This window comes from Geomonas limicola (genome assembly GCF_014193675.1).
Lineage (GTDB): Bacteria > Desulfobacterota > Desulfuromonadia > Geobacterales > Geobacteraceae > Geomonas > Geomonas limicola.
This window is the reverse complement of the sequence record NZ_BLXZ01000005.1, coordinates 109,659-127,880: the sequence shown is the minus strand read 5'-3', so window position 1 is coordinate 127,880 and position 18,222 is coordinate 109,659. Positions and strand designations below refer to the sequence as shown.

At 62.6% G+C, this 18,222-nt stretch carries 18 protein-coding genes and 2 riboswitches; of the genes, 1 reads left to right on the top strand and 17 read right to left on the bottom strand.

Features of this window, described 5'->3' with window-relative positions; translation table 11 throughout:
* Window positions 1-72: 72 nt before the first annotated feature.
* The 17 genes from H7688_RS13245 to H7688_RS13165 form a co-directional block, all read right to left on the bottom strand.
* On the bottom strand, window positions 73-924 hold the full coding sequence (locus H7688_RS13245) for a metal-dependent hydrolase (RefSeq protein ID WP_183361605.1): 852 nt from the start codon (window positions 922-924) through the stop codon (window positions 73-75).
* A 224-nt stretch (window positions 925-1,148) separates the two neighbouring features.
* The gene (locus H7688_RS13240; protein WP_183361603.1) at window positions 1,149-1,523 is read right to left on the bottom strand and encodes a Rid family detoxifying hydrolase; all 375 of its coding nucleotides are present in this window, start codon (window positions 1,521-1,523) and stop codon (window positions 1,149-1,151) included.
* A gap of 35 nt (window positions 1,524-1,558) precedes the next feature.
* Entirely contained in the window at window positions 1,559-2,293 is a 735-nt protein-coding gene (locus H7688_RS13235) for a suppressor of fused domain protein (RefSeq protein ID WP_183361601.1), read from the bottom strand.
* A gap of 380 nt (window positions 2,294-2,673) precedes the next feature.
* Entirely contained in the window at window positions 2,674-3,015 is a 342-nt protein-coding gene (locus H7688_RS13230) for a hypothetical protein (protein ID WP_183361599.1), read from the bottom strand.
* Between the two features lie 240 nt (window positions 3,016-3,255).
* Window positions 3,256-3,912 (bottom strand): response regulator, encoded by a 657-nt coding sequence (locus H7688_RS13225; RefSeq protein WP_183361597.1) that lies wholly within the window; start codon window positions 3,910-3,912, stop codon window positions 3,256-3,258.
* Window positions 3,909-5,282: a PAS domain-containing sensor histidine kinase gene (locus H7688_RS13220; RefSeq protein ID WP_183361596.1), complete on the bottom strand. Its 1,374-nt coding sequence runs from the start codon at window positions 5,280-5,282 to the stop codon at window positions 3,909-3,911. The genes H7688_RS13225 and H7688_RS13220 overlap by 4 nt, the downstream gene beginning before the upstream one ends.
* 590 nt (window positions 5,283-5,872) lie before the next feature.
* On the bottom strand, window positions 5,873-6,724 hold the full coding sequence (locus H7688_RS13215; protein WP_183361595.1) for an ABC transporter substrate-binding protein: 852 nt from the start codon (window positions 6,722-6,724) through the stop codon (window positions 5,873-5,875).
* A 232-nt stretch (window positions 6,725-6,956) separates the two neighbouring features.
* Complete coding sequence (locus H7688_RS13210; RefSeq protein ID WP_183361594.1) at window positions 6,957-7,349, bottom strand: hypothetical protein; 393 nt, start codon at window positions 7,347-7,349, stop codon at window positions 6,957-6,959.
* Window positions 7,350-7,371: 22 nt separating this feature from the next.
* Complete coding sequence (locus H7688_RS13205; RefSeq protein WP_183361593.1) at window positions 7,372-8,805, bottom strand: fibronectin type III domain-containing protein; 1,434 nt, start codon at window positions 8,803-8,805, stop codon at window positions 7,372-7,374.
* Window positions 8,806-8,857: 52 nt separating this feature from the next.
* Window positions 8,858-10,819, bottom strand: coding sequence for a TonB-dependent receptor plug domain-containing protein (locus H7688_RS13200; protein WP_183361592.1), 1,962 nt, complete (start codon window positions 10,817-10,819; stop codon window positions 8,858-8,860).
* A 76-nt stretch (window positions 10,820-10,895) separates the two neighbouring features.
* The gene (locus tag H7688_RS13195; protein ID WP_183361591.1) at window positions 10,896-12,131 is read right to left on the bottom strand and encodes a fibronectin type III domain-containing protein; all 1,236 of its coding nucleotides are present in this window, start codon (window positions 12,129-12,131) and stop codon (window positions 10,896-10,898) included.
* A 233-nt stretch (window positions 12,132-12,364) separates the two neighbouring features.
* Window positions 12,365-13,279: an energy transducer TonB gene (locus H7688_RS13190; protein WP_183361590.1), complete on the bottom strand. Its 915-nt coding sequence runs from the start codon at window positions 13,277-13,279 to the stop codon at window positions 12,365-12,367.
* Complete coding sequence (locus tag H7688_RS13185) at window positions 13,269-13,847, bottom strand: hypothetical protein (RefSeq protein WP_183361589.1); 579 nt, start codon at window positions 13,845-13,847, stop codon at window positions 13,269-13,271. Before H7688_RS13185 ends, H7688_RS13190 begins: the two co-directional genes overlap by 11 nt.
* A 21-nt stretch (window positions 13,848-13,868) precedes the next feature.
* Window positions 13,869-14,672: an energy-coupling factor transporter transmembrane component T family protein gene (locus tag H7688_RS13180; protein WP_246329805.1), complete on the bottom strand. Its 804-nt coding sequence runs from the start codon at window positions 14,670-14,672 to the stop codon at window positions 13,869-13,871.
* Window positions 14,653-16,044 carry an ABC transporter ATP-binding protein gene (locus H7688_RS13175; protein ID WP_183361588.1) on the bottom strand — a complete coding sequence of 464 codons (1,392 nt, stop codon included), beginning with the start codon at window positions 16,042-16,044 and terminating at the stop codon, window positions 14,653-14,655. The genes H7688_RS13180 and H7688_RS13175 overlap by 20 nt, the downstream gene beginning before the upstream one ends.
* A gap of 82 nt (window positions 16,045-16,126) precedes the next feature.
* A riboswitch (molybdenum cofactor riboswitch) is annotated at window positions 16,127-16,246 on the bottom strand.
* Between the two features lie 94 nt (window positions 16,247-16,340).
* The gene (locus tag H7688_RS13170; RefSeq protein ID WP_183361587.1) at window positions 16,341-16,553 is read right to left on the bottom strand and encodes a hypothetical protein; all 213 of its coding nucleotides are present in this window, start codon (window positions 16,551-16,553) and stop codon (window positions 16,341-16,343) included.
* A 2-nt stretch (window positions 16,554-16,555) separates the two neighbouring features.
* Window positions 16,556-17,287 carry a hypothetical protein gene (locus H7688_RS13165; RefSeq protein ID WP_183361586.1) on the bottom strand — a complete coding sequence of 244 codons (732 nt, stop codon included), beginning with the start codon at window positions 17,285-17,287 and terminating at the stop codon, window positions 16,556-16,558.
* Between the two features lie 100 nt (window positions 17,288-17,387).
* Window positions 17,388-17,503, bottom strand: a riboswitch (molybdenum cofactor riboswitch).
* Window positions 17,504-17,712: 209 nt separating this feature from the next.
* Between H7688_RS13165 and H7688_RS13160 the strand changes: the two genes are divergently transcribed.
* Window positions 17,713-18,156 (top strand): phosphate-starvation-inducible PsiE family protein, encoded by a 444-nt coding sequence (locus H7688_RS13160; RefSeq protein ID WP_183361585.1) that lies wholly within the window; start codon window positions 17,713-17,715, stop codon window positions 18,154-18,156.
* Window positions 18,157-18,222: the final 66 nt, after the last annotated feature.

Genomic DNA, 18,222 nt, shown 5'->3' with positions numbered 1-18,222 from the left:
GGCATTCCCGGCGCGTCCCCCCTCTCCTCCCGAGCTATGGCCGGAACAAGATGCCGCCTCTCCCGTCGCCGGCTACCGTCCGGACAATAGCAGCGTTTCCCCGACCTTCATCTCCCGAACCACCGGACGCGGGCCGTCAAAAGGAAGCTCCGCCAAGGCAGCGCCGAACTCCTTGGGCGTCCCGGTCAAGAGCGGGTTGCTGCCGAAATGCATCGGTACCACCTCGGCCGGATGCACCAGTTTCACGGCGAGGGCGGCGCGGGACGGCCCCATGGTGAAGTGCCCGCCGATGCAGGCGAGCATCAGGTCGATCCTGTTCAGGTTGCCGATCATCGACATGTCCCAGAAGACGTCGGTATCGCCGGTGTGGTAGATGGTCGGGCCCCCCTTCACGCTGATCACGAAGCCGACCGGCGTCCCGGCGTAGACCACCTTGCCGGCCACGGGATTCCCGGCGACCGCCTCGAGGGTCGAACTGTGCACGGCCTGCACCAGGAGGATCTTCACCTCGCCATCCAAAAGGTTCAGCTCGCCGCCGGGGAACCCCAGGTTAGTGCGTTCGGCGAGCTTCTCGGGGAAGCCGCCGTACTGCACCAGCGCGCGCCCCAGGTCGTAGTTCGCCACCAGCTTCGCCCCGGTCTTCTTGGCGATCTCCACGGCATTGCCGACATGGTCGCCGTGACCATGGGTGATCAGGATGAAGTCCACCTTGTTCAAAGCTGCCAGGTCCTGGGCGCCGTTCTTGTTCACCGGGTTCACGATCCAGGGATCGATGAGCAGCACCTTGCCGGAAGGTGTGGTGAGTTTGAAGGCCGATTGCCCGTACCAGGTAAGGGCTGTCCCGGTTTCGGCAAATCCCAGGGAAGGAGCCGCAAAGAGCAGAGCGAGGGAGAAAAGAAGTGCCAGGCGCAGCGCGCGTATCATGGTCATCCTCCTGGTGGGATAAAGGGGAGCGCCCCCCGTGTCGTGTCACAGGAATTCGGTGCGAGACAGAAAAGCGCGCTGATTATACCCAGAGAAGGGTCTATCTCATAGAGAATTCTTAAGAGAAACTACTTTGGGAGAAGCGTACAGAGGAGGCAGGGGGGAAAACCTGGGGGAGCAAAAAGGAACACACAGGGAAGGCGGCTCCGCCCTCCCCTGCCGGTTTACCTGCGTGCGATCATTTCCATCTCGATCCGGGCTCCCAGCGGCAGGGACGCCACGCCGATGGTGGTGCGGGCCGGGTACGGTTTTGCGAACTGCCGCTCGTAGACGGCGTTCATGGCGGCGAAATCGGTCATGTCCACCAGAAACACGTTCACCTTGACCACCTGGTCGGGGCTCAGCCCGCCTGCCTTCAGCACCGCAAAGAGGTTGGCGAAGCACTGCTCGGCCTGCCGGGCGATATCCCCCTCGACCAGGTTTCCGGTGGCGGGATCGATGGGGGTCTGACCGGAGAGGTAGACGGTGTCGCCGCTCTCGACGGCATGGGAGTACGGTCCGACGGCAACCGCGCTGTCGGCCTGGATCGCTTTTCTCATGCTGCTCCTTTCAGGGTGCACAATGGTGCCCGAGGTCAGGCGGTGTTCCTGCGCTGCGGATCGATGATGTCGGAGACCTGCGAGTGGGCCAACCGCTCCAGCAGCTCCGTGGTGCCGCAGGAGCGCCTGAGTTCCATCTCTTCCTGGTAGAGCGGGACCACGGTGAAGAAGCGGATCTCCTTCTCGGCATCGATGCGCAGGGCCTCGAACTTCTCGGGAACGCACAATAGGATGATCGAGCCGCAGAGCTTGGTATTGTCGGCGTAGGGCTCGACGGGGTTACCGTTGGGGATGGCGTGCCCCCACCCCAGCCAGGCTTGATGGCTGTGCGGAAGCCGGGCGAGCTGCTTCAACAGGCGCAGGGGCCAGTACCAGTTTTCGTCCTTGAGCGACTCGTTATCGAAGCGCCAGTAAGCCGGCAGGGTGATCATCAGTTCGGCGTACCTGGGGTCGTCCGAGCCGCTCAACGTACTCATCGGGAGATCGCTCATCCCTGAGGTGATCAGACGCCAGAACGGGAACTCCTCGGTCGGCCCGACCTGCAGGACGTCGATATGGATGGTATCGGAAACGATCTCGTGGAAGATGGTTTCCACCTCCCCCAAGGTACTCTCGACGTGGGCTGAGATCTGCTCCAGGCACTGCTCAATCGCCGGAGGCCCGGAGGAGTTCCTCCTGGCGCCCCGCGAGATGGCTCGGCCCGTGGAAATCACGCACTTTTTGTCAACTTCCACCACGCCGCCCCCCGCAGCACTCGCGACATATGCCATGTAGCTATTCTCCATTACCCACTCGGGCGGGCGGCCGGTAACGAACTCCACCCAAAACCGGCATTACCAGGTAGCCGCCGGACGCGCTCCGGTCCCGGAATTATGCCTTGCCCAAGGCTACAAGTGAACGCGCGGCACGGCAATAGCTATTTCCCTGATTTGCCGGCAAAAAGAAACTCTCAATCCGGGGCTTCGGAGCCGGTATCCGACCGTTCCGCCCGGGTGGCGGACCGTCCATCGTTACTCTTCGGCGTGAAGGTGCAGTTACCTTAAAGAAGTCGTGGATTACGGCGGCGGGGCTTGCAGGAAGGCGGGAGGGCCGGCACAAGGGCGGCAGGTACGGTGAGAGATGCTACGCTGAGCCGCGTGAGCGAAGCTCATCATCCCGGGTCTTTGCCCAGCAGGGAACCGGAATCGGCTCCTGCGGCAATACCAGGTTGCCGCTCCACAAGGGATCTCAGGCGGGCCACCGACTCGATCAGGTCGTCGATCGCCTGGCCAAGCTCCGGCGCCTTGCCCAGCCTCGAGAAGGCCCCGTACAGGGCGAGAAACCAATCCTCGCTCTCGGCGTTGCTGATCAGGGAGGCAGCGACGTCTTCATCCAACAGGAGCCGTTTCAACTGGATGATCACGATCTCCAGACGGATCTTGTGCAAGCCGTGGTGCCGCAGCTTGGCCAGCTCCGCAAGGCACATGTTCAACAGGTGGTAGTGCAACAACATGGGACAACCCCCTCGAGCCCTGGCGCATCAGATGTGGCACACGCTCCAGGATGCACGTGGTAATTTCCGGCGGCACCCGGCACAAGGGGGGCTGCCGGGCCTGTTTCAGCCAGCTCACATTATCGACGATTCCAGCGGTCTCTCAATACGGTCATTTCCCGTGGAGATTGCCCGGACAGGCGCCCCGGAAAGGCACCGCGAGGGCACCCGGATAGCGGATGCCGACCTCAGCCGAATCCGTCAATCGGCATCGACGATCCCTTCCCTGATGGCGTAGCGCACCAGGTTCGCCATGTTGACGATGTTGAGCTTCTTCATCAGGTTGAGACGGTAACTCTCCACGGTCTTGGCGGAGATCCCCAGGCGGGCGGCAACTTCCTTGGTGCAATTCCCTTCCGCGAGCAGGCGCAGCACCTCGTTTTCCCGGCGGGAGAGTTGGTTGTCGGTCTTGCTGGGCACCGGCAACGGCTCGGCCGCAGGGTTGGTGATCAGTTCGATGAGAGAGGAGCTGATGGTGGGGCTTAGGTAGTGTTTGCCGCAGACCACATCGTGAATCGCCTGGATCAGGTCGGTATGGGTACAGCTTTTGGAGAGAAAGCCGCTGGCTCCCGCCACCAGGGCGGCCGAAACGTACTCCTTGGTGGTATGCATGGAAAGGATGATGACCCGGGTCGCCGGGCTTTGCGAGGTGATCCCGCGTGCCGCCTCGATCCCGGTAAGGGTCGGCATGGAGATATCAAGGATTGCCACGTTGGGGACCAGGGAAACGGCGAGTTCGACTGCATCGGCACCGTCGTCGGTCTCGGCAATGACCTCCAGGTCTTCCTCCTGGCTCAGCAGATTTTTCAGGCCGGTCCGGAAGATGTTGTGGTCGTCGGCGAGCAACAGGCTGATCATAGGGTCTCCTTGGCGGATTGCTTGGCGAGCCAGAGGGTTATCTCGGTTGTTGTCCCGGCGCCCGCTTTGGATTTTACGGTAAGGGTTCCGCCGAGGTAGTTGACCCGCTGCCGGATGCTGGGGAGACCGAAACCCTCCTGGTACCGCTCCGGATCAAACCCTTTGCCGTCGTCCTGCAGGTTCAAAATCAGGCGTTGCTCGTCCTGGTACAGCAGACAGGTCACCTGGGAGGCCTGGGCGTGCTTGCCCGCGTTGATCAACAGTTCGCGACAGAACTGGTACATCGCCACGGCGATCTCCTCGCCGAGCGGCTTCTTGTCACGGGCCCAGGTGTTGAAAATGAAATGGTAGCCGAACTTCTGCTCCAGTTTCTCTCCCAGAAACCCGATGGCCGATTCCAGCCCCAGGTCGTAGAGCAGCGGTGAGCTCAGGTCGAAACAGAGATCGCGCAGATCCTGGATCGAATACTCCAGGATCGATTTCAGTTCCTGCAGCACAGGATGATCGGCGATCTCCCCCTTCAAGAGAACCGTCTCCAGGTTCAGTTTCCCGAGGGCGAGCCCCTGCACCACCTGGTCGTGCAGCGCCTGCGCGATGCGGCGCCGCTCCCGTTCTTCGGAGAGGTTCAGCTCCTCGGTGAGTTTTTTCAGCTCCTCGACCGACTGTTCCAGCTGCTGGCGCAACTGCCGCTCGTGGGTCACCTCGCGGTTGTTCCCCTTGAGCCCCAGGATGCCCTGGTCCGGACCGGTGACCAGCTGCCCTTCGTACCGCATCCAGAGGACGCTGCCGTCGCGGTGCACGATCCGGTACTCGCGCGGCAGCGGTTCCGGCCGGTACTGCACGAGGTCGGACGGAAAAAAAGGGGGCGTATCCTCGGGGTGGACGATGCGCACGAAGAGCTCGGGATCAGCCAGGAATTCCTCTGCCGGGTAGCCGGTAAGGGCCTGGCAGGCAGGCGACACGTAGATGAACCTGCCGTCGGGACCGACCCAGAACTCCCAGGCAAGCGCGTGGTCGGCAGCAGTCTCGAAGGTCGGGCTGGCGCGCAGCGAGCTCACATCGGTCAGGGTCACCAGGCAGATGTTGCCGGGATCACGTACCTGCGCCTGCAGCTGCACCTGGAGCGGCTGTTGCGCCGCGGTGCACAGGACGAGCTCGCAGGTAACCGGCGCCCCTGGTTCCGCGAAAATTTGCCTGATCAGGGCGAGAAACAGCGGTCGGCACTCTTCGAGGACGAAGTCGCTGAAAGGAACCTGGACCAGGTGCAGGCGATGCACCCCCAACAGCTCGGCGGTCGCATAGCTGCTCTTGAGGACCTTCCCCTCGGTATCGAGAACCAGGTAGCTGATCGGGACGTGGTGGCACAGCATGGCGTAGTCTTCCAGCGTAGTCTCCCGGGGTTACCGGAGCCACGCAAGGCAGCGTTCTTCTCTTGAGCTCAGCTGACCGAATCCGGAGCCGGTACCTTTGCTTCCCGGCTGCGCAGGCGCAGCTTACGGCGGCCTCAGACACGGTTCTGCGACGCTCCCGGACAGGTCCCCTCAGCCAGGAAAACCGGTGCCACTTGGCCTAACCAAGCACCTTTACCCGACCCGGCCGTGAGACCCCATGGCGTCTTCGAGCCTTTGTAGCCTGTTCTGCATTCTTTTACCAGTGATTTCGTTACCTTGGCAAAAAAACGGCGCAACCATCCGCCAACTATGCACCAGTTAGGGCCAATCTCTTATACAGAGAATTCCTTAGAACACCGGTAAATCCCTGTAGCGGCTTACACAGGGGACGCGTCACCACATGAAAATTGCACAGTTCCAGGCGGGGTGCAGAAATAATGTCCTTAGGTAGCGGGAGAGACAAACCAAAAAGCCGCATCCTGTCGCTGGGACAGGATACGGCTTTTTTTGCGTTGCAGTTCTCGCAGGCAAGGTGCGAGTCCTCAATCAATATCAACGGTCACCAGGCATCACCGATGGGTGGCATGCCACTGCCTGGAGTCCGGAAAGAACAGTGGAGCACCGTATTTTTCCCTACCGAATTCGGCTATGATCCGCTGCCCCTTCGCGGGGTCGGTCAACCAGGCCACAAACTGCAGAGCCTCCGCGTGATGAACCGCGGGGAATTTCTTCGGACTCACGGGAATGAGCGAGATGCGGTTCAGGAGGACCTCGTCGCCCTCCACCAGCACCACCAGTTTGATGGCGTCTCTGAGGGAGAGGTAGGTCGCCCGGTCGATGACCGTATAGGCCTGGCGTTGGTCGGTATAGCGCAGGGTCGGGACGTTTCCTTCGTTTCCCTTCTCGTAGACGGTGTACCAGGGCGAGGCGGGAGTAACGCCGGTCCCTTTCCAGAGTTCCAGTTCCGCCACGTGGGTTCCGGACTTGTCGCCGCGGCTCACGAAGAGCGCCTGGCAGGAGGCCAGCTGCTTCAGGGCGTCCTTGGCGCTCTTCATCCCCTTGATGCCTGCCGGATCGTCGACCGGCCCAACGATGACGAAATCGTTGTACATGAGGGGCACCCGCTCCGTACCAAAACCTTCCTTTACGAAGGCTTCTTCGAGCGATTTGGCGTGAACCAGCGCCAGGTCCACGCTCCCCTTTTTGGCGATCTGCAGGGCCTCGCCGGTACCGGCTCCGACGTGGCGCACCCTGATGCCCGTCTCCTTCTCGAAGGCCTCCTCCAGTGCCGGGACGATGCCGGCATCGATGGGGCCGATGGTGCTCGCCATGAGCAGGAACCCCTGATCGGCCCGGGCCTGCGGGGCCCCAAGCGCCACGGCCAACAGTACTAACGCGACTCCCGTCAGCAGCAGTTTCATAGCAACCCTCCTTTTTTACCTACCTGATGAACGCCAATCATCGGCTCGCAAGATTTCCCCCTCCCCTTCAAGGGGAGGGCTGGGGTGGGGATGGGGCAAACCATGGCACGGAGTCGATCCCCTCCCCCTCCTGTCCTCTCTTGAAGGGGGAGGGACCCACTGGCGAAAAGATCAGCGCTCATCACCGTGGCTGAGGTCAGGGGCCCCTCTGCCGAGCCTCACGCCCTACCCTTCAGTCAACCCGCTCGCCGTGAAGCACCGACCAGTGGCGCAGATTTCCCGGCAGGTTACTGCCGAGGAAACCGCAGAGCAAGACCGCGGTGAGCACCGGCAGCACCCAGTCGTGCTGGAAATGCACCAGGGCCAAGAGCCCCACGTGCGTGAACGCCAGCAGTCCGCGCACCTGGTAGGACCAGTGTCGGCTCTGGCAGATGCCGGAGAGGACGAGGCTTCCGCCCGTGACGATGGCCAGGGTGTGCCAGACACCGAGGCGTTCGAAGGGGATTCCCAGCACCATACCGCCGAAGAGGACGCTGGAAGTACCGACGTGCCAGTAGCGCAGCACGAGGTCGATGGTTTTGGATAGTTTGGACCGCTTTTTCTTGCGCGGGGCTTCGCTTTCCATGGCGACCCTCTCTCTTTTGTCGTTAGTTGTTCCGTTTCACGGAGATGCTCAGGTACCCAGCCCCGCCAGCCCCGGTGCCGGTGGCCACCACCAGATCCTTCGCATAGGAAAACTGGCCGTGAAACGTGGTATCTGCGCCGGAGGTGACTTTACCCTGTGCGTCGAGTCCCAGGGCGAAGGGGGCCGGTGCCGTGGTGCTCCCCTCCGAGGTAAGGTACCCGGTAAACGAGGCGTTGCCGACGCTTCCCACGGTCTCGGTTGCCAAGGCCCACCCCGGGTTCGTTCCGCCGAGGGCGGCGAGGTAGGTGTAACTTCCGGCAAGATCGGCAAGCTGGTAGCTCGTCGCGGTGAGGGCAACGGTGGGCGGATGCACCAGCTGGATGATCCGCAAAAGGTAGGCACCCTGGTTGTCGGTCGCCGTCCCCACGATGGTCATCTTGTCCGCAGACATCACCGCATCGGTCAAAAGAGCCGCCGGCTGCGGGGTGACACCTGCCTTGGGGGCCTCCGAGACCAGGCCGTCGGCGCTGATGGTCATGCCGACCACCTTGGAACCGGCACCGGGAAGCAGCTTAGCGCTCTGCGCCGCGATCGCGCTGTAGGTTTCGGCCTGATCGCGACCGACCTGGAAGGCACCCCACTCCCACTCGCCGACCGCGCCGCTGGAGAGCTGGTGATAGACCATGAGCAGCGGCCCGGCTCCGGACTGGCCGGTCCCTTGAATATCGGTGGAGGCGAAGCTGATCCCCGGCACCACCTTCTGCAGCACCACGGTGAGCTGCCCCGACGTGGTTGTGCCGGCGCCGACCAAAAGGTCGCGGTAGATGTTCTCGGAGAGGGTGCCGTGGAAACCGGCAGCCGCGCCATCCTGCGAGACGATCCCGTCGGGAAGGATGCTCATGGTGCTGAAAAGCTCGGCTGGGGCCGTCGTGCCTCCTGCACTGTCGAGATAGGAGCCGACCGTCACCACGCCCAAGGCGTCGATCGTCACGCTGCCGCGCATCCATTTCGCTCCGGCGCCCGAGACCAGGGCGTTGAAGCGCCAGGTTCCCACCAGGTCGGTCGACAGGAAGATCCCGGCTGGTGACGGCGTGGCGGATACCTCGTTGGATAGCGGGCTGGAGCCTTTGGAGTTGTGGGCAACCACGCGGAAGTAGTAGGGAGTGCCGTTTTGCAGCCCCGTCACATCGGCGAAGGATCCGCCAAGGTTCAGCATGCTGCTGCTGGATGTGGACACGCCGGGCGAGCTTGCGAAATACACGTCGTAGCCGGTAGCGTTGGACAGCTGACTCCAGCTCACGCGGACTACCCCGTTCCCCGCGGTAGCAACCACGGTGGCGGGGGGAGCCGGGACGCCGGGATCGAAACGCCAGGGAGAGGCGCCGCAGCCTCCAAGACCCAGGGCGAGCAGTACCAGGATAAGTATCTGGGCGATGATTTTTCCGCCGTGCTTCATCGGGATGTTCCTCCAGGGGTGGTACCTGCCGCTGCATTTCGGCAGCGCGTGTTTAGAGACGGAACTCCACGCCGCCGTAGACGAACCTGCCCGGCTGGGGGAAGCCGTAGCTGGTCTCGTAGTTCTGATCGAAGAGGTTGTCGGCCCCGACGTAGAGGTTCGCCCTGCCGCCCCAGACCTGCTGGTTCAGCTTGAGGTTCACCAGGGTGTAGTCGTTCAGTTTCGCCTTCTGCACGGGTTGCACGTTGTTCTTGGTGTAGAGGTACTGGTTACCGACGTAGCGCACCGAGGCATAGGGGGCAAAACCGCAGGCGAAGTCGTACTTCCCCTCCAAAACGATCACGTGCTCCGGGGTGTACTGCTGCTCCTCCCGGCCGGTCCGCGAACGGTCCTCGGAGTGCAGGAACGAATAGCTGCCGCGCAGCAGGAGGTTCTTCACGGCGCCGTTGGCGACGGCGAGCTCCGCCCCGGTAAAGCGCACCTCGGGGAGGTTCACCTTCCTGCCGACCACCTGGTCGTTCTGCACCAGGTTCTCGGCCGTGGTGTAGAAACCGGTGAGTGCAGCCGTGGTCTCCCGGGGGAGTTTCTGCTCGACTCCCGCTTCGTAGGTGTGGGAGCGTTCCGGCAAGAGCTGTTTGTTGCCGTTGTTGAAGGTATCGTAGAGGTCCCCAAGAGACGGGAAGCGCACGTTGCGCTTGAAGGAGGCCTTCAGGCGCGTCGCCGCAGTGAAATCGTAGCTGGCCCCGAAGAGGGCGCTGTAATCATCGAGGGTCGCCTCGCTTCTGGCCTGCCAGTAGTGACCGTACCCGGCAACCAGGTTGAGCCCGGACAGCGGCGAGAACTCGTACTCGATCCCCGCGGAGTAGACCTGTTGTTCGTGGTGCTCGTCGGTTGCCGTCCCGGTGACGGTGTAGGTGTCCCAGGCGTCGTCTTCGACCGAGAGCGCCAGGGCGAGCGAACCGGCGCGCCCGAAATCGTACTTGGGCTGCAGCGTGACACCGCTGATGGTCGACTTCACCTTTTGCTGCAGGTTCGTGGTGGCGTAATCAGACTGGCTGTACTGGTTCTGCAGCTCGTCATGGTGGGTGAACCAGGCCCAGCCCCTCAGGTTGAGGTGCTGGGTGGCGGCGGACTCGACCGCAAGCTGGACGGAGGCGGTCGAATAGTCGGGAATGCGCTGGTACTTCGGGGTGCTGGCAAAGAGGTCGGCGTCATCCCTGATGGTACCGGCCGGCTTGCCGTAGCTCCCCTGGGCGTAGTTGACCGTGAGCCCCAGGGCGAGGTCCTGGTTCGGGGTGAACCCGACGGTCCCCAAGAGGCTGTTGCGTTCGCGGTCGCTGTTTTTCCGGTAACCGGAGCCCTGCTCCCCAGTCGGCCGGAAGGCGCCGGAAAGCGGGAAGGCATCCACCTTTTGGGCATTACCGCTGAAGAAGTAGTTGAAGCGCTCGGTGGCACCGGACACGGCGGCCTTTGCCTGGTACGGCTCGTGATCGCCCACCTCGACGCCGACCATCCCCTGGGTGCGCTGCCCCCCCTTTTTAGTGATGATGTTGATGACGCCACCCAATCCTCCCTGCCCGTAGAGGATCGAACTGGCGCCGGAAGTCATTTTGATCTCGGCGATGTTTTCCGTGGAGATCGTCGTCGGGTCGAACTGCTGGTCGAACGCCGAGTTCATCGGGATGCCGTCCAACAGCAGCACCACGTGCCGGGTCTTGAAGCCCCTGATATCGATGCGCGGCACCCCTTCCCCGCCGTTACGGATGTTGACGCCGAGCAAGAGGGCGATGGCTTCGTCAAGGGTTCGGGCACCGCGGGCCTCGATATCCTTGGCGGTTACCGTGCGCACCGTTTCGGTTGCCTGGACCCCTTCGCCAGGCGCGGAAACCACGATCTCCCCCAGGTTGTAGCGCTCTGAGGTCGAGTCTGCGGGCTGCGCGGCTAAGGCGGAGTGGCCTGCCAGAGGAAGGGCGCAGAGTATGGTGAGCGCCGGCCAGATAGTTCTTTGCTTCATGTCGTTGCACCAATGACAGAACCGGTGCTGCAGGGTGAGGGAGAGTCGTCCCTGAGCACCGGTGGGTGGAGGTTGATTACTGGATCAGGGCTGCCTTCGGATTGTTCTGTGGTGCGCCTTCGCCTGCGGAGTTGGAGGCGGTGACGACAAACCAGTAGTTAAGACCGGAAGTGAGACCGGTCACGACCGAGGGCGAAGTAGCGTTGGTAATGGCGTTGTTAGTAGCTTTGACGGTCGTGCCGGAAATCAGGGGAGACGCAGGTGCCTGCAGATAGTAAATGGTGTAGGACGTTGCGTTGGCAACGGAACCCCAGGTGATGGTTGCCTGTCCGACACCAGCAGAGGCATTGAGGGCGGAAGGGTTGGTCGGGATCTGGACCTGCGTTGCGGGGGTGGCCGTCTTGATGGTCGAAAGCTGGCTCTCGCCACCGAGGTTCTGCGCGGTAACCGCAAAATAGTAAGCGGTTCCGTTAGTAAGTCCGGTAACGGCCTGTCCGTTAGCAGCGCCGGTAATTTTGTTGACTCCGTTACTGGTAGTGGTGAAGGTCGAGGATGTCGAGTAGTAGATGTTGTACGACGTGGCGGCACTATCGTTCGTCCAGGAAACAGTCACCTGGGTGTCGCCTCCCGACAGCGACAGGCCCGTCGGTTTTGCAGGAACTGCCGGTACCGGCATCGCGCTGACTTCGTTGGAAACCGGGCTTTCACCGCCACCGTTTATCGCGGTCACCACGAAGTAGTAGGTGGTACCGTTGAGAAGGCCGGTAACCGTGCTCGGGCCGGCGACATTCAGCACCTTGTCCACAGCAGCGGTAGTCACGTTAGGGGTGGTGCTGTAGTAGATGTTGTAACCAGTGGCGTTGCTCACCGTGGCCCAGTTCACGGCGACCTGCAGGTTACCGGCAGTGGCGGTCACCCCGGCCAGGGCTGCGGGTGCCGGCGGTTCGGGGGTCGCGCTTACTTCGTTGGACACCGTGCTCTCGCCACCGGCATTCACGGCGGTCACCACGAAATGGTAGGTGGTGCCGTTGGTGAGACCGGTGACGTTGTAGGGAGTGGTCGCGTTGACCACTTTGGAGCCGGTCGACGTGGAGACGCTGGCAGAGGTGCTGTAGTAGATGTTGTAGCTGGTTGCGTTACTTACCGGTGTCCAGGTTACCGTCGCCTGCTGGTCGCCGGCCCCGGCAGTTACGCCCGTGAGGGCTGCAGGTGCCGGGGTATTGCTCGAGCTGCCGCAACCGGCGAGCGCCAGTACCAGCATGGCCAAGCAGAGCCCCGCCAGAATTCCATTCCATTTTTGCAGGTGCTTCATGGTTCCTCCTAAAGATAGGCAGGTTAAGGTTGAGGTTAAGGAGAAAAAAACAGCCCCTCGATTAGCCTGCCGTTGGTTACAGTTACATATCCCCTCTCCCCTTGCGGGAGAGGGTTAGGGTGAGGGGGGAATTGCCACAGAGGTAACAGGCCAGTATTCTCGATGGCGGATCCCTCCACCCCCTCCTGCAAGGGGAGGAGGCGAGGGGGTCTGTGCCACCAGCTATGACAACCTCACCTGCCGTCGCTCAACGAGAAGCTCAGGGTGACGGTAAAGCTTTCCTGGGGAGCGCCGAACTCCTCCGGGAGCGGCGGAAAGGTTCCCACCTCGGTAATGGCCCGGGTCGCCGCGGCATCCAGAAAGGGGTGACCGCAGGAGCTCACCGAATCGACCTGCTTCAAAGAGCCGTCGCGGGCCAGGACCAGCCGCCGGTCACATCTCCCCTCCCTCCCCAGCTTGCGCGCCGCCACCGGGTACTTCTTGTGCGCCTCGATGAGTGCCTTGATCCGTCCCTGGTAGGATCCGCGCCGGACAGCTCCGGAGTTTCCTGCTCCGCCACCCCCCGCCTGGGCCCCCTGCCCTGCCCCGGCCTTTGACGCTGCTCCGGAGGCACCAGCGCCGGCAGCTCCGGGACCTGCGGCGTGTGGAGCTCCCAAAGCAGCTTGTTGCGGTGTCGCAGCGGCGTGCGGTTCTGTCCGTGTGGTTGACGAGCCGGGCACCGTTCCGGCAGTAGCCGCGGATACGCCTTTACTTGCCGGCAGAGGGTCTGCCAGCGCCGCGGCAACCGGCGCAGCCGCTGGCGACAGGATGCCCTTGCGATCCGTGGCTGCCGCCATCGGCCTGGCCGGCGCGACAACCACCGGCAGTATCGCCGTTTGCTTAGCCGCTGCCTCAGCAGCCGGCGGACGCGTGGCAACCCCAACAAAGGAGGTACTCCCGACACCAGGCAGCGGCAACGAGGAAAGGTCGACCTGCACTGCAACCGCGAGCGGGTCCTTGTGGAGCACCGAGTCCTCCGGGGCTCCCTTGGGAACCTGCTGCATAGACCAACGCACCCCGGTCACCGCAAGGAGCAGCACCAGGTGCAGCGCCAGTGAAACGAGCAGCGGTCCGCCGAAGCGCGGCATGCCGTGCAGGTCATGCGTCAAGGCTGCCTTCCGTGCCGTCGTCGATGAGACCATTGAGCCGCAAACGGCGGATGATCGCCGGGACGGCAAGTGAACCGAGTCCTCCCCACAACCCGCTGAAACCGGCGGAGATGAGGGCTTTGCCGATGATGATCTCCTCCTCCATTCCTATCAGGTATTCGACACCGGTGCTCACTCCGGCGCGGGTAATCGAGGCGAAAACGCCGACCGCCAGGCAACCGAGCACGCTGGTGACGAAGCCCGGCGCCAGGAAACCGGCGAGGTCCACCAGCACCGCGGGGAGCAGGAACTTCACCAGCACGATGGGGCCGCTTACCCCCATGCCGAGGAGCACGCTGGTCAGACTGGTGAGGAGGCCAACCAAGGTGACGGATCCCAGCTTGGGCACGAAGCCGCGTGCCAGGAGCAAAAAGAACATGGTGAAGAACATCACGTGCCCCGGCATGTGCAGGTGCAGTCTCAACCCTGCCCTGGTGAGCACGATAAAGGTGGCGCAAAAGCACAACAGCACGGCCTCCCTGAGCGTGAAGCGGCGCCAGAGAAAGATTGGTTCGGACCTGGTTTCCATACTGACTGGTTCTCCTTGCTGCTATGAGCTAACCGTTGAATTCGATGCTGCTGTTCTTATTGTCGGGGCCGAAGGTTCACCTTGCTGCGCTGTTCCGGTGTCACCCGCCCTTCGGATCAGTTGGTCGGCCGAGAAAAAGGTCCGCTCGGGGTACATCCCGAAGCCGCGGGACTCCGCCGAGCGCGCTACCTCGTCCGCCGTCTTCAAGGCCCTGACCATGAGCGGTAAGATCAGGCAGTTGAAGAGGTCCGGCCAGTTGCGCGGGTTAAGCTTCTGGCGCGGCAGGAGCCGGGCGCCCCGCAGGCGCTGTGCGGCGGTGATGTCGGCGATCTCCCGGAAAAAGAACGGCACGAAGCGCACGCTGACGAACACCAGGAAAGAGACCCGGTACGGGAGCACGCGCCTGAGCCCCCGCATCACCTCGGAACTGCGCGTGGTGCGCAGGAACACCGCCCCCGGCAGGTAAAAAAGGATGATCTGGGTCGAGATCCGGATACCGGGCCAGAGCCCCTTGGCCGGGCCGTGCACCAGGCAGTACAGGGGAATGACCAGGGCCGCCTGGAACATGAAGAGCCTGATGTCGCGCCACAGATCTGCCAGGGTAAGCCGCGCAGCAAGGTAGTAGCAGAGCGTGACCAACACCAGCGCCCCCAGGGTTGCCGGGGTGCGCCCGCCGGCAGCCGAGGCGCTTAAAAGCATCCCGATGCCAAGCTTCATACCCGCGCTCAGCCGGTGCACCGGCGAATCGTGGGCCACGAACTGGCAGCCATACTCGCAGCTGCGCAAGGTCCGGCGCAGCCCCCCTTTACCAGGAGCGCTCGCCAAGGGCTCCTCCGGAAAGGATCAGGCTGCGGTCGGCCCAACGCGGGTCGGGGAGTTCGTCGTGCGAAACGATGAGCACCGTGGTTCCCAGCCGACCCGGCAACTCGCCCAGGATATCGAGCAGCGCCAGGCGCTGGGGAAAATCGAGCCCTGCGAAGGGTTCGTCGAGGAGCAAGAGTTCAGGACGCGGCGCCAGCACGGCCGCAAGGGCCACACGGTGCTGTTCGCCGAAACTCAGGGTGAGCGGCGCGCGCTCGACCAGGTGCGCGATCCGGCAGATCTCCAGGGCCTCGGCGACCCGCAGCTCCCACTCGGGGCGCGTAAGCCCCAGCCGCTGCAGGGTGAAGGCCACCTCTTCCCGTACCGTCTCCCCGAAAAGCTGCCGCGCCGGATTCTGGAAGAGCACCCCGACCTTCCCCGGGAGCTGTTCGGGCTGCGGATTTTTCAGTCCGCAGAGCATCACCTCGCCGCGGTCCGGGCGCTCCAGCCCCGACAGGCAGCGCAACAGGGTCGATTTCCCGGCACCGTTGTGGCCAAAGAGATGCAGCCTCTCGCCGCGGGGAACCGTCAGGCTCACCCCGTTGAGCACCGTCCCGGTTTCCGGGTAGGCGAGCTCTATTCCGGCCACCTCGAGAGAACTCCCCGCCGCCGCCCAGCAGCAGGCCACGGGCTCGGTGCGACGGTTGCGAAAGTACTCGACACCCGGAGCACTCTTTTGCTCGGCAATCAGCGAACCGAGCTCCAGCATCAGGTAGCGGTCGATCAGCCCGGCAAAGGGACGCGGATCGTGCTCTGCGATGATCAGGGTGTACCCCAGGCGTTTCAACCGGGTCAGGATGCCGGCCAGTTCCGCTTTACCCACGGCATCGAGCTGGGACGTCGGCTCATCCAAAAGCAGAAGTTTAGGCTGCATGGCCAGCACCGAGGCGATGGCCACCCGCTGTTTCTGTCCCGCCGAAAACCGTTCCGGGTTGCGCCCGAGATGATCCTCCATGCCGACCGCGGCGAGCGCCTCCAGGACCCGTGGACCGATCTCCTCAGGGGGGACGCAGAGGTTTTCCGGTCCAAAGGCGACCTCCTCGGCCACGCTGGTGCAGATCAGTTGCGATTCGGCATTCTGGAACACCATGCCGGCGGGACAGGACCCGCTCCCTGCGCCCATCCCTCGGGCGATGCTCACCCGTCCGGACAATCGACCACCCCGCAAAAGCCCCATGACGGCACTAAGGAGCGTGGACTTACCGCAGCCGGAATGCCCGGTGAGGCAGATGCACTCCCCCGCGCTGACCGTACAGCAGATCTCGTTCAGTGCGGGCTGCGCGGCTCCGGGGTAGCGGTAGCTTAGGCGATCGATATCGAGCAGCAGGTCATTCAAACGCAGAAATCCTTTATCTATCGCGAGTTAGGGCACAAAAAAGGGGCCGCCCTTTTTAAGTACAAGGGAGCCCCTCACCGGCCGCGGCCGGTTGGTCTCTCCTTTTCAAAAGGAAGGCGCTGCCGTTTCCGGCAGGACCCGTTAGCTGCGCGCCGTGGAGGACGACCTCGGTAGGCGGGACAGCTCGGAGATGCACAACTATTTGAAAAGCCAACAGGGTTACAGGGGATCAAGGGGATACAAGGGACCTGGCGAAACCTTGATGTGTGATGGGGTTGCTACCCCCTTAATCCCTTCTAGCCCTGTTGGAAGCGCCACTGGCAGGTGAACGAAGCGGCACTCCAGCGCCGATAACGGCAGTTGTAGCAGGAGCGTTCTTCGTCGGCGATCACCTCTTCATCGACGTCGAGCAGAAACCCGGGACAGTCGAGCGCCGCGAGGGCCGCGGCCGCCCAGTTCTCCTTGCCGGGGAGAAATTCCCTCGTACCGTTTTCCAGGGTGCGCCACATCGCTAGTAATCCTTCAGCTGCCTGCGGTGCAGGGTCTGCCAGGCAACATCGGCGGACTCTGCGGCAGACACCAGCAAGACGGACGCACCGCCGATCAGCACGGTTTTCGGCTTCTCGCCCAAGCGCACCAGGTCCCGCGCGCTTACCTGGACACCGGTGACGCAGCGCACCTCGTCCACGTTCGGGTGTGCCAGCAGTTCGGTGACCGATACCGTTTCGCGCGCAAACGTGAGACTCCCCTTCATCCTGCCGTCGTTGCCCCACAGGCGCAGTCCCGCCCCGGCCAGGGCGCCGATGATCCCCTGCCCGGTCCCGCCGTGCTCCGAAAGATGCACACCGAGCCGTTCGGCAAGCTGGTAAGCCTCCGGCATGGCGATCACCTCCCGTTTGGCGCGACGCCCGAACTCGACCAGCTCCGGGGTGTGCCTGAGGCCCGGCAGGCTCACCACGCAGAGCCCCGGATCGGAGCCCTCGGCAGACTCCCGCCTGAGGAACTCCCCGGCAAAGCCGATGACCTGCTCCCAAGCCCCCTCGTCGATCTCCGCCGCGAAGCACATGGCGCTGTTGTGCGAGGTGTAGGGGATATCGGGATGTACCAGCAGCTGGTGCCGGGTGACCAGGCTGGCAGTCCCCCACCCTTTTTCGGTCAGCCCCTCGGCGATGAGCGAGGCGATCTCACCCGTGCCGCGGCTTTCGAGGTTATCGGTATCATCGATGGAAATCACGATCTGCATGGCAGCTCCAGCTAGCGTTGTATAGCCAAGGAAATAACGATGGTGAAAAAAAAGGCCTCTTTTCGCATAGAAAGAGGCCTTTCAGCGGTCGACGCAAATCGAGCGCTTACAAGGCTCCCCTTTCCAAAAGAGAGGCACCGCCGTTTCCAGCTGCACCCATAGGCTTTGCACCGTGGGCGTACCGGTAGGTGACAAAGCTCGGAGAGGCGTTAATTTTTGCGCTTGGATACCACAGTCTCGGCGAAGACGCCAGCACTATTTCAAGAAAGGTTATTAATGTCGCGCAACGGGGAGCACCGTTATTCAGACATAGAGATTATTGACTGAAAGCCCCCCAATGCCAGTACATCTAAAGATCATACGATCTTAACAGGACTGTAACACGCACCGGATATGCTTCGCCTGACTATATAAGGAGGATAGCAATGTGGGGAACTGACGCTGAAAGCTTCGATGCACGCCTGAACCTGTTTTTCGAAAAGAGCGCCCGGGGGCTGTTAAGCCTGCTGATCATCGCCATACTGTTGGCGATACTCTCGGGGGTGATCTACACCTTCTACGACCTGAGACTGATACTGCAGCTTTCCTTTCACGCCGCCTTCAAGGCGCTCCTGGTGGATATCCTGACCGTGCTGGCGGTGGTCGAGATCCTGCGCACCGCGCTCGCCTACTTCAGCGAGGGGCGGGTGAAGGTGACCTACATCATCGACACGGTGATGGTGACCGTGCTCACCGAGGTGATGGCCTTCTGGTACAAGGAGATGCCCTGGCAAAGCCTCGCCATGGTGATCCTGCTCACCCTGTCGCTTGCCCTGGTGCGGGTGGTGGCGGTGCGCTACTCGCCGCGCAGCCACCGGGCCGAGCTGTAGCGCTTTGCTCTACTTGCGCGGCCGTATTCACCAAAACTTACACAAACCGTAACAGCTTTGTAACAA